Origin of the sequence: Chromatium okenii, assembly GCF_002958735.1 — a bacterium.
GTDB classification, from domain to species: Bacteria; Pseudomonadota; Gammaproteobacteria; order Chromatiales; family Chromatiaceae; genus Chromatium; species Chromatium okenii_A.
This window is the reverse complement of the sequence record NZ_PPGH01000018.1, coordinates 193,655-205,802: the sequence shown is the minus strand read 5'-3', so window position 1 is coordinate 205,802 and position 12,148 is coordinate 193,655. Positions and strand designations below refer to the sequence as shown.

9 protein-coding genes are annotated in these 12,148 nt (G+C 45.3%); 6 read left to right on the top strand and 3 right to left on the bottom strand.

Annotation, left to right across the window (positions count from 1 at the left end):
- Positions 1-11 precede the first annotated feature (11 nt).
- Positions 12-209: an Alvin_2107 family globule sulfur oxidation protein gene (locus tag CXB77_RS03985; protein ID WP_105072964.1), complete on the bottom strand. Its 198-nt coding sequence runs from the start codon at positions 207-209 to the stop codon at positions 12-14.
- A 131-nt stretch (positions 210-340) separates the two neighbouring features.
- On the opposite strand from CXB77_RS03985, the gene CXB77_RS03980 reads away from it, so the two are divergent.
- From CXB77_RS03980 to CXB77_RS03960, 5 genes are all read left to right on the top strand, one after another.
- Entirely contained in the window at positions 341-928 is a 588-nt protein-coding gene (locus tag CXB77_RS03980) for a hypothetical protein (RefSeq protein WP_105072876.1), read from the top strand.
- Positions 929-1,078: 150 nt separating this feature from the next.
- Positions 1,079-3,034 (top strand): HAD-IIB family hydrolase, encoded by a 1,956-nt coding sequence (locus CXB77_RS03975; protein ID WP_242445409.1) that lies wholly within the window; start codon positions 1,079-1,081, stop codon positions 3,032-3,034.
- On the top strand, positions 3,031-3,867 hold the full coding sequence (locus CXB77_RS03970; protein ID WP_105072874.1) for an HAD-IIB family hydrolase: 837 nt from the start codon (positions 3,031-3,033) through the stop codon (positions 3,865-3,867). Before CXB77_RS03975 ends, CXB77_RS03970 begins: the two co-directional genes overlap by 4 nt.
- Positions 3,868-3,922: 55 nt before the next feature.
- Complete coding sequence (locus CXB77_RS03965) at positions 3,923-4,819, top strand: carbohydrate kinase family protein (RefSeq protein ID WP_105072873.1); 897 nt, start codon at positions 3,923-3,925, stop codon at positions 4,817-4,819.
- A 77-nt stretch (positions 4,820-4,896) separates the two neighbouring features.
- The gene (locus CXB77_RS03960) at positions 4,897-6,870 is read left to right on the top strand and encodes an alpha-amylase family glycosyl hydrolase (RefSeq protein WP_105072872.1); all 1,974 of its coding nucleotides are present in this window, start codon (positions 4,897-4,899) and stop codon (positions 6,868-6,870) included.
- Between the two features lie 77 nt (positions 6,871-6,947).
- On the opposite strand, the gene CXB77_RS03955 is transcribed toward CXB77_RS03960, so the two are convergent.
- Together CXB77_RS03955 and purF are read right to left on the bottom strand one after the other, a co-directional pair.
- The gene (locus tag CXB77_RS03955) at positions 6,948-8,135 is read right to left on the bottom strand and encodes an O-succinylhomoserine sulfhydrylase (protein ID WP_105072871.1); all 1,188 of its coding nucleotides are present in this window, start codon (positions 8,133-8,135) and stop codon (positions 6,948-6,950) included.
- 50 nt (positions 8,136-8,185) lie between these two features.
- Positions 8,186-9,700, bottom strand: coding sequence for an amidophosphoribosyltransferase (gene purF, locus CXB77_RS03950; protein WP_105072870.1), 1,515 nt, complete (start codon positions 9,698-9,700; stop codon positions 8,186-8,188).
- Positions 9,701-9,909: 209 nt separating this feature from the next.
- Here purF and CXB77_RS03945 point away from each other — a divergent pair, with 209 nt between their 5' ends.
- Positions 9,910-12,144 carry a diguanylate cyclase gene (locus CXB77_RS03945; RefSeq protein WP_172452516.1) on the top strand — a complete coding sequence of 745 codons (2,235 nt, stop codon included), beginning with the start codon at positions 9,910-9,912 and terminating at the stop codon, positions 12,142-12,144.
- Positions 12,145-12,148: the final 4 nt, after the last annotated feature.

Genomic DNA, 12,148 nt, shown 5'->3' with positions numbered 1-12,148 from the left:
TTGCGACGAATCTAATCCTTAACCCATTCACCAAAGTTCTCAGTGTTTTTTTCTTCGCCGTCGCCATAGCCCGCTTCATAGGCGTCGGTTAGACGTTGCTCTTCGCGTTTGGGATTCTGGAGAAAGCCACATTGCCAACCTTGGATGTATTCGTCATCGACACCGAGTTGCTCCATCTTGGTCACGGCGTCGTAGTAAAACTGGTTCATTTTCCGGTCTCCGCACAATTTTCGATTGTTGTATGTGATCGACGCATAAGAATACAGCGTTAATCTAATAGGCGACAAGCCGACTGCGGTCGCCGTCAATCCATATCAAAACGTTGCTTACGGAGCGCCACATGATTCTCAACGCCATTATCGACGACATCACCCATCAGATTCGCGTCCCAGATGCACTTCTCAATCAAGCGGAAGATTTTTACACGCAACTTGACCGCGATATGGCGGGCGGCTGGCAGATGAGCCGAACGTGGGTGAACACGCCCGCTGCGCACCAACGTGCGCAAATTGTGGCGGATAAGCTGTTGACTGCGCTGGAAGCGGGCAATGAAAAACTGGGTTTGTTAATGGCGGGTTATCTGCTGGCGCGACTGCCGGGCTTGGTCGCAGTGGCGTTCGATACGCAGGGCGACATGCACAATCATCAGTTTACGTTTGCAACGACGGATGAAATCACCGATGACGCGGTTGCGACGATGCCCGCTGCGCCAGAACGTCGCGCTGGATTAAGCAAAATCGAAGCGATGGCGCAGGCAGGACGTGAGGTGACACCGGTATTTCGCGTGGGACGCGGCTGGCGCTTTTCGGTATTCGATCACATAACGCAGTGTTGGCAAGATGCGCCGCTCACTGCGACCGAAATAGAAGCCAATACGCTGCGACAAACAGTATTTAAGGCGCGTTATGACACCTTATGTCAAGAATAAAAACGGATCGCAGAGATGACGTTTTCATTTTGGCAATGTTTCGTTTAATAACCAAAGTGCCATTTAGCGCATTGCTAATCAATACGAGTAAAATAACGTGATGATGTCAGTCAAGTTGATTTGGTCACCCGTTGTATTATTGATTCGGCAGTGAGTACTGATTATTCTGAACTAATTGAAGTGTTAACGGATAAAGTTAGAATTATCCGTATTGAAGCAGGTCCAGAAGGTTATATTCAAAAAGAATTACTTTGGGATCATCTCGACAGTTTTGTTGATCGCTTAACTGCCTTTTTACATGAACAAAAGCGTTGGCCAACAATTATTCACAGTCATTACGCTGATGCCGGTTATGTTGGCGTGAAACTCTCTAATCTCATTGGTGCGCCCTTGGTTCATACCGGACACTCTTTGGGACGTGATAAACGCCAGCGGTTATTGGCAATGGGATTAGAGAGTGATCAGATTGATACGCAGTACAATATGCTGCGACGAATTGATGCTGAAGAAACGGTATTAGCCAGTGCCGAATTGATTATTACCAGCGCTTATAATGAAATTGAAGAACAATATAGTTTATACGATTATTATTTACCTGAGCGCATGAAAGTCATTCCTCCGGGAACTGATTTACAGCAATTTTATCCTCCCAGCCCGCATGACCCGCCGATTGCTTTTGCCGCTGAAGTAGCGCGGTTTCTTGATGATCCTGATAAACCGCTCATTCTGGCGCTATCTCGCGCTGATCAACGTAAGAATATCTTGGCGGTATTAGAAGCCTATGGCAGTAATTCACGTTTGCGCGAATTGGCAAATGTATTAATTGTTGCTGGCAATCGGGATGACATCCGCGATCTCGATGAAGGAGCGCGTACCGTATTAACCGATATTCTTATTACATTGGATGCCTATGATCTTTATGGACAAGTCGCATTGCCAAAACATCATAGCGCGAATGAAGTCGCAGAGATTTATCGTTTAACAGCGCGTTCTGGCGGTGTATTTATTAATCCGGCTGTGACCGAACCATTTGGATTAACGCTATTGGAAGCTGCTGCCAGCGGGTTGCCAGTGGTCGCCACAGAAAACGGCGGTCCAGTCGATATTATTGGCAATTGCCATAATGGGTTATTGGTTGATCCGCTTGATCATCACGCAATTGCCACTGCGTTATTGCGCATTTTAGAAGATCGCGCTCTTTGGCAACGCTATGCAGCGCAGGGTTTAGCTGGTGTGCGCCAGCATTATGCGTGGGCTGCTCATGCTGCCACCTATCGCGCTTGCATCGCGCCACTGGCAGATCATCACGAAACTATTCCCGGCACTCCGCCAATGCGCCGCAGTTTGGTGTATAGCGATCGAGCATTATTTACGGATTTAGATCGCAGTTTATTGGGTGATGATGAAGGTTTAGCGCAATTGGTGGCATTGATGCGTCGGCATAAACGCTGCGCTAATTTCGGTATTGTCACTGGGCGTCGCCGCGATTCGGTATTAACTGAACTTAAGCGTTATGCGATTCCAGTGCCGGATGTACTCATTACCAGTTCCGGTACAGAAATTCATTACACCAGCCGACTTGTCCGTGATGATTATTGGGAAGATCACATTGATCATCTGTGGAAACCCAAAGCAGTGCGCCAAGCATTAGCCACTATTTCGGGATTGACATTGCAGCCGAAAAGCGAACAAAGCCGCTTCAAAATTTCCTATCACTACGATTCTAATATCGCGCCACCACTTGATGATCTCGCAGCATATTTACGCACCCGTGAATTAAGCGTCAATCTCACTTGTGCTTTTGGGCAATTCCTTGATGTCGTACCGATTCGCGCCAGCAAAGGATTAGCAGTGCGATACGTTACTCATCGTTTCGGCATTCCATTGGGACAGGTATTGGTAGTTGGCAGCTCGGGCGCAGATGAAGACATGCTGCGCGGTAATACTTTAGCCGTCGTGCTGGATAACGGGCGAGAAGAATTGGCATATCTCTCTGATTTAGAGCGTATCTATTTTGCTAAACAGGGATTTGCGCAAGGCATTTTAGAAGCCATTGCGCATTATGATTTTTTTCACACTTGCAGTGTTCCAGCACCTCAGCCATGAATACATCATTGTTATTGTGTACGGATTTAGATCGTACACTTATTCCGAATGGAGATGCACCGGAATCACCAGCGGCGCGGGGATGGTTTCATCAACTCGTCGCTTCACCAAACGTCATTCTCGCATATGTCAGCGGACGTCATCGCGCTCTTATTGAAGCAGCGATGATTGAATACGCTTTACCGCTGCCGCAATACGTCATTGCCGATGTTGGAACAACATTGTATTCCGTCACAAATGATGGCTGGCAATTGCTTTGCGCATGGACAGACCAACTCATTCCCAATTGGCCTGAACCGGCACTGCTGCAACAGTATGTGCAGTTTTTTCCTGCACTTACATTACAACCCACAGCCCAGCAAGCGCCGTATAAAGTGAGTTATCAGTTGCCTGCTGCCTCAGTAAACGATGCGGTATTTTGCCAAGCAGTTCAGGATTATTTAATCGCAAAGAACAGCAATGTTCGTCTCATCTGGAGCTGCGATGATGCCACCAATACCGGACTGCTAGATATTGTACCAATCGCTGCTTCTAAACGAACAGCAATTGAATTCTTACAGCAACTTCCCGGCGTAAACGCAACTAAAACTGTATTCGCTGGCGACAGTGGAAATGACCTCGATGTTTTAGTCAGTCCTATTCCTGCTGTACTGGTTGCCAATGCCACAGCAGCACTGCGCACCAGCGTACAGCAACAAGCCGCAGCATTACATTGGAATGCACAATTGTATTGTGCTCAAGGCGGTTGGGCTGGAATGAATGGAAATTACAGCGCAGGAATTATTGAAGGCGTGGCGCATTTTTATCCAGAAATGACCGCACATCTATGGTAATGATGCACTAAAGCGCCGCATTCAATTCAGGCGAATAACGACAGAGAATAGTATTATGACATCATCAACAGTAGCTATTTTTGGTGAAGTTTTATTCGATGTATTCAGTGACGAATGTCAAGTATTAGGTGGCGCACCATTTAATGTTGCTTGGCATTTATCCGCACTTGGCGTAGACCCGCAATTGATTAGTGCCGTGGGCGCTGATGCAGCTGGAGAACAAATTCGCACCCACATGACACATTGGGGTTTAAGCACTGCAACACTACAACTTGATCCTGTGCATCCAACCGGAACCGTGCACGTTGAATTACATAATGGTGAACCGCAATACACCATTACTCCAAATTGCGCTTATGATTTTATTCAATTCCCCAGTAATTACGCGCCAGTGCAATGGTTATATCATGGCACCTTAGCTGTGCGTAATTTAGTGTCTGCTACAACCTTACAGCACATAAAACACGGCGGAGTAGAGAACATTTTTTTAGATGTTAATTTGCGTGCGCCTTGGTGGTCACTTGGGAAAACTATTGCCCTACTTGAAGAAGCACATTGGGTTAAACTCAATCGTGATGAATTATTGAAATTATCAGCACTGACGCTCGATAACATTACCCCACCATTAGAAACTGTTGCGCAGCATTTTTTACAGCAACATCAACTCACAGGACTCATCGTTACACTAGGAAGTAAAGGTGTTTTAGGATTAAATCAAGATGGAGCTTGTATTCAAATTGAACCGCCACCAGCCTGCACTCTGGTTGATACTGTTGGAGCAGGTGATGCGTTTTCTGCCGTTGCCTTATTTGGTTTAATGCAGCAATGGGATTTCACCACGCTATTAAACCGCGCTCAACAATTTGCGACCCATATTGTGGAACAACGCGGCGCAATCAGTACTGAACGCACCTGGTATCAAACCATGCTAAATCAATGGAGTTCTCATTGATTCAAAGATAGCGATGAGTGCTCATATTTATTAGTGCTTTCATCGTTAGTTGCCACTTTTAATTGATAATTCCTGCCATGTATGAACAAGTTTCTCACGCTTTATTAAACGACATTCTTGATGATCTTAGCCATCAAGTGGTTTGCGCAGATTTGCGCCATTTTTATACACGTTTGGGGGCAAATTTTTACGCAATTCATTCACTTTTTTCCCGACTGTATGGTCAGCGCCCGGATTTCAAAGCGCAACTCACGCAATTAACGGAACGGCTAGCTCGCGCATATATTGCACGCCCTGAAGTATTGCGGGTAATTGATATGGAGCGTGAGGAAAATTATAACTGGTTTATGAGTCAAGAATGGGTTGGGATGGCATTCTATTTAGATGGTTTTGCTGGCGATCTTAAAAACCTATTGCAACGGCTGCCATATTTACAAGAACTCGGAATTAACATGATCCATATCATGCCAATTCTGCGTTGTCCTGATAACGCCAGCGATGGCGGTTATGCAGTGAGTGATTTTCGCAATCTCGATCCGCGTGTTGGTAATGTAGAAGACATTCGTCTTTTATCAGAAGCAATGCGTGCGCGTGGCATGTTATTAACGCTTGATGTAGTAGTGAATCACACATCAAACGAACATGAATGGGCACAAAAAGCGCAGGCAGGCAATAAAACGTATCAAAATTTTTACTATACCTTTCCTAATCGGGATATTCCCGATATGTTTGAAGAAACGCTATTAGAAGTTTTTCCAGAAACAGCGCCGGGTAATTTCACTTGGAATCCTAAAATGTCACAATGGGTAATGACCGTATTTAATCATTACCAATGGGATTTAAACTATTCTAATCCTAGTGTTTTTATTGAAATGCTAGACATTATTTTATTTTGGGCAAATCAGGGAGCAGATATTTTACGTCTTGATGCCGTCGCTTTTTTATGGAAAAAAATAGGAACGCGCTCACAAAATGAACGCGAAGCACATTTAATTCTACAGTTAATGAAAGATTGTTGTCAGGTGGTAGCGCCCGGCACATTATTTATTGCAGAAGCAATTGTTGCTCCTTCTGAAATCGTCAAGTATTTTGGTGAGGATGCAATTATCGCTAAAGAATGTGAGATTGCGTATAACGCCACTTTTATGGCGTTACTGTGGGATGCAGTAGCCACAAAAAACGCAAAATTACTTAATCGTGGGATTAAAAATTTACCCACTAAATTAGATCGCGCAACTTGGTTAAATTACATTCGTTGTCACGATGATATTGGACTGGGTTTTGATGATGCAGATATTCGTGCCTGTGATTATGATCCCTATGCCCACCGGCATTTTTTAATTGATTGGTTTACCGGAAACTTTAAGGATTCACCGGCACGAGGACGAACTTTTGGCTTTAATCATAAAACTGGAGATGCGCGAATCGCAGGCGCTTTAGCATCATTAGCCGGATTGGAAACAGCGTTAGAGGCAAATGATGAAATTGCAATAAAGATAACGATTGATCTTATTCTCATGCTGCACGGCATGATTCTTTCTTTCGGCGGTATTCCGCTAATTTGGTATGGAGATGAGGTAGGAACCTTAAACGATAATTCTTTTTTAAGTGATGAAAACAAAGCTGGTGATATGCGCTGGATTCATCGTCCCCATCTTGATTGGCAACGCCTTGCGCAACGGCATGAAAGTGGTAGCGTTGAACAACGACTATTTTATGGTCTTAAACGTATGATTATGGTGCGTAAAAATACGCCAGCATTTGCAGATTTTAATAACCGTGAATTAATTGATCTTATTAACCCACACTTATTTGTCTTTCTGCGTAGTCATCCAACAGCATTGTCAAGTTCAGTGTTAGTAGTAGCAAACTTTGATGCAACACCACAATATCTGGATTTAGAGGAAATTAGCGCAAATGCGCGAGGGATATTTCGTTACGGGCAAATTCAAGATTTGATTTCTGGTGAATCGCCAGCACTTTTTAATCAACGGATTGTCATCCCGCCCTATCACTTTTATTGGTTGAGTAATCAGTTTAACAACCATTGACTTTACAGTGATCAGTGCTTTTCAACCAAGAAGCGTCATCTCTTACAGTTGGAGATGACGCTTCAATTACTTAATAACTATGAAAACACCAAATCTGCCTGAATATCTGCGATTGCTTCCAAGCCAACGGCAATCCGAATTAATCCATCGCCAATACCCGCAGCAGCACGTTCAGCAGGAGTTAAACGTCCGTGCGTGGTGGTGGCTGGATGCGTAATTGTGGTTTTGGTGTCACCGAGATTAGCCGTAATTGATAGCATTCGCGTTGCATCAATTAATTTCCAAGCTGCTGCCTGACCACCGCGCACATCAAATGCAACAATACCGCCACCAGTACGCTGTTGATTGCCAATTAGTGAATGCTGCGGATGCGTCGCTAATCCCGGATAATACACGCGCTCAATTGCTGGTTGTTCATTCAACCATGCGGCAAGTTGAGCGGCATTCTGTGAATGCGCCAGCATCCGCAATTCCAACGTTTCCAAACCTTTTAGAAATACCCACGCATTAAATGGACTTAATGTTGGTCCCGCAGTACGCAATACACCATAAACCTCTTCACCAACCAATTTATGATTGCCGACTACTGCGCCGCCCACACAACGTCCTTGTCCATCAAGATATTTCGTTGCGGAATGAATAACAATATCTGCGCCCAATTCAAGCGGTCGTTGCAGCGCGGGAGTGCAAAAGCAATTGTCCACTACCAGCACACAATCGTGACGATGCGCAATTTCTGCTAATTGACGCAAATCAACCATTTCCGTCAGTGGATTCGATGGCGTTTCACAAAACAGCAGCTTTGTATGCGAATCAATCGCTGCTTCCCATGCAGTTAAATCACTTAACGGAACGTAAATGGTTTCAATACCAAATCGGGTTAAGTATTTATTAAATAACAGCGTAGTACTGCCAAATAGACTGCGCGAAGCAATAATCCGATCGCCGCTTTTTAATAGTCCCATACACACGGCTAGAATTGCGGCCATTCCCGATGCAGTAGCCACGCAGCGTTCGCCACTTTCTAATGCGGCTAATCGCTCTTCAAAAACGCGTACAGTGGGATTCGTAAAGCGTGAATAGATGTTGCCAATTTGTTCGCCAGAAAACCGCGCTGCGGCTTCGGCAGCACTGGCAAATACGTAACTGGAAGTATTGAAAATAGGTTCGCTGTGTTCGCCTTCAGCAGTACGCAAATGACCAGTACGAATTGCACGAGTTGCAAAACTAAAATCTTCCCTATTCAGTGATTCTAAAGAGACCATTTCTAATTCCTAATTGACGTTGTAAAAAAGTATTTTGCGCAGATGTAGCATCAGTCGGAGTTATAGAGATCAAGGGCGCTCTCACTACTGATTAAATGATGTTGTTTTGCACGATCATTACGTCGTGTTTCTAAAGCCTGTAGATATTCTGGCGTTACGTCACCAGTCACATAAACGCCGTCGAATACCGAGGTATCAAAGCGATCAACGTGACTTTTTCCTTTCTTTTGCACTGCGCTAATTAAATCGTTGAGGTCTTGAAAAATTAAACCATCAGTACCGAGTTCACGCCCGACTTCTTCTTCAGTACGTCCGTGCGCAATCAATTCGCTGGCGGCTGGCATATCAATACCGTAGACATTCGGATAACGCACTGGTGGCGCAGCAGAAGCAAAATAAACGCGATGTGCGCCAGCATCTCGTGCCATTTGAATGATTTGTTGCGAGGTGGTTCCGCGCACAATGGAGTCGTCAACTAATAACACGTTCTTTTTGCGAAATTCTAAATTGATGGCATTGAGTTTTTGGCGTACTGATTTCTTGCGCACTTTTTGCCCGGGCATAATAAAGGTGCGTCCGATGTAGCGGTTTTTAATAAATCCTTCAGCGTAGTTAATGCCGAGATGGTTGGCTAATTGCAATGCGGCAGTGCGACTAGTATCGGGTACTGGAATGACGACATCAATATCGTGATTTGACCATTCACGTTTGATTTTCGTGGCGAGTTTTTTACCCATGCGCGACCGCGCTTTATGTACTGAAATGTTATCAATAATTGAATCGGGACGGGCGAAATAAACGAATTCAAAAATGCAGGGTGAAAGCACGGGCTGGGTCGCGCATTGATGCGTGTAAAGTTGACCATCCACAGTAATTAACACTGCTTCACCAGGCGCGACATCAGCGATAATTTTAAATCCGATTGTATCAAGCGCGACGCTTTCAGAAGCAATCATGTATTCAGTGCCGTCAGCGGTTTCGCGGCGACCATAAACTAATGGACGAATACCATTGGGATCACGAAAACCGAATACACCGAAACCGGGAATCATTGCTACTGCTGCGTAACCGCCGCGACAACGCCGATGCACTCCAGAAACAGCATTAAATACATCTTTTTCATCAATACGCAATTTGCCCTGTTGTTGCAGTTCGTGGGCAAGGATATTCAATAGAATTTCCGAATCTGATTCGGTATTGAGATGACGTAAATCATCCACAAATAAATCACGTTTAAGCGCATCGGCATTGGTTAAATTACCGTTGTGCGCCAATACGATTCCATAAGGCGAATTGACATAAAACGGTTGCGCTTCGGCGGAACTCGCTGCGCCAGCGGTCGGATAACGCACATGTCCAACGCCGGTATTGCCGCGCAATTGAATCATGTGCCGCGTCTGAAAAACATCGCGGGCAAGCCCATTATCTTTGCGCAAAAACAAGCGTTCACCCAGACAGGTCACAATGCCAGCGGCATCTTGTCCGCGATGCTGTAACACCAGCAACGCATCATAAAGTGATTGATTGACGGGACTTTTACCAACGATACCAACAATGCCGCACATGGTTTCGGGTTCTCGCCATCAACGCGGCGTTGAGGTGCTGCCGACGCGATGGAGGTAGGTGATGGGAAACGAATCAAGGTAACGCAGAATTGTTAAGTGGGCAATTGAAGTGGAGGTGCGTTGATTTGCCAACGGCAACACCCGCACCTAGGATGACATCCAACCCGATTAAAACATAACGACATTCGGCGTGACTGGGTTTTATGAATGTGAAGCAATTGATCTTGTTATTTATTTTAGATGCAGTGCTCGCATTTTATGGTGGGCTATGGTCAGCATCTGCATTCGCCAGCTCATCTGTCACCCTCACTACCGAAGAACTGGCATTTATTCAAGCACATCCAATCATCACGCTTGGCACTGGCGATGCGTGGGAACCTTACGTCATCGTCGGTGATGATGGTCAAATAAGCGGTTATGATTTTGATATTATTAGTAAAATACAGAATTTAACCGGTCTTGAATTTCGCCTGCTGCCCGGTGATTGGCGGCTGCGTCAGGACCAAGCCCAACGGCGCGAAATCGACGGTCTTAGCACCGGCGCTATTCACCCTGAACGCCACGTTTATCTCAATTTTTCAGACCCTTACATTCGGCTTAACAAGTTTGTTCTCGTCACTAAAGGCAATCCGCTCAACATTCGCAGCCGCGCCGATTTAGATGGACGCACCATCGCTATTCATCGCGGCAATCTGTCCGATGAAAAGGTCGCACAAGGCTTTCCGCGCTCGCACATTATGCTACTTGACAGCGTAGATGCCGTGATTGAAGCCGTCTCTACTGGGCAAGCAGATGCGACTTTCGACAATGGTGCAATGCTGTATCGCGCCAATCGTATTGGTAGCCCTTATTTGCAATTTGCTTTATCTATTAACGAATCCCTTGATCTTGTATTTGGCGTTCGCAATGACTGGCCAGAAGCCATTAGCATTATTAATAAAGGATTACGCGCAATCACTGAAACAGAGCGCCAGCGTATTCAGGCGCGTTGGTTTCTCGCTCCGCTCACTAATAGCGAAGCAGCGAACTATCAACCATTGAGTCTCAGCACTGAAGAAAGTGATTTTCTGAATCGCATTGATCCAATTCGACTATGCCTTGATCCGAATTGGATGCCGTTTGAGTCATTAACGCTAGACGCTCATCCACAAGGGATTTTTATTGATTTTGTCGCCATACTCATGCAGCGACTAGGAAGCAATACCCAATTGATCTATACCGCGAATTGGAATGAATCGCTCGCTACGATTCGCGCTGGACGTTGCGACATGATTCTGGGTGCAGCAATCACACCAGAACGCAGCGAATATCTCAATTTTACTCGTCCACTGCTGAGTGAACCGCTCGTCGTTACCATCCGCACCGATAACACTTTTAATGGCGATCTCCATCACTATTCCGATCAAACCTTTATGATGGTTTCCGGTCATGCCGCTATTGAATTATTGCGTCGTCAATATCCAGCAATGCGCATCATTGAAGCCAGCGACATAGCGACCGCACTCCGCGCTGTTGCCGCGGGTAATGCGTTTGGTTATATCGACTTAATGCCAACGATTGCGTGGACGGCACAGCACGAAAACATTCTCAATATCAAAATTGCTGGCAATCTTAGTGAACGCTACGATTTGGCAATTGGAGTGCGCAAAGAATTACCACTATTGTTATCAAGTTTATCCAAAGCAGTAGTCAGTCTGCGCCCCGAAGAAATTAAAACTGTTCACGATCGTTGGACATCAGTGCGCTATGAACAAACAGTCGATTATCGTTGGCTGTGGCCATATTTTAGTGGCGGTATTTTGTTATTGCTTACAATGTTATTTTGGAATCATCGCCTCACGCGTTTTAATGAAGCGTTGCGCAACGCCAATGCGCGTATCGTATTATTAACGATTACTGACGAATTAACCGGATTATTTAATCGCCGTTATTTCCATGAAATTATGCCCCGTGAATGGCGACGCGCATTGCGCGAACAGCGTCCGTTACATTTGTTATTGATCGATATTGATTATTTCAAACTGTATAACGATGGTTACGGACATCCCGCAGGTGATGTAGTGCTTCAGCGGGTTGGTGCGCTATTACGCGAGCATACGCGCCGAGGCGGTGATTTTGCTTTTCGTGTAGGTGGCGAAGAATTCGCTGTGTTATTAACTGAAATCAATCATAGCAACGCACTCAAATTTGCGGAAGAATTACGCATTGCTACCGAACAACTTGCTATTCCGCATACAGGCAATGCAGTCGCGCCAGTGATCACGCTATCACTTGGTTTACTCTGTGTTCCAGCAAATGCGTTTGATCACGCCAATGCAATACCGTTAAGTTGGGAAAGCGTTTATCACCGCGCTGATGATTTATTGTATCAAGCTAAAAATGAAGGCCGCAATCGTGTTATCGTTGGCGATTGGCAACCACCCGCACTAGAAACATCAATTTAATTTA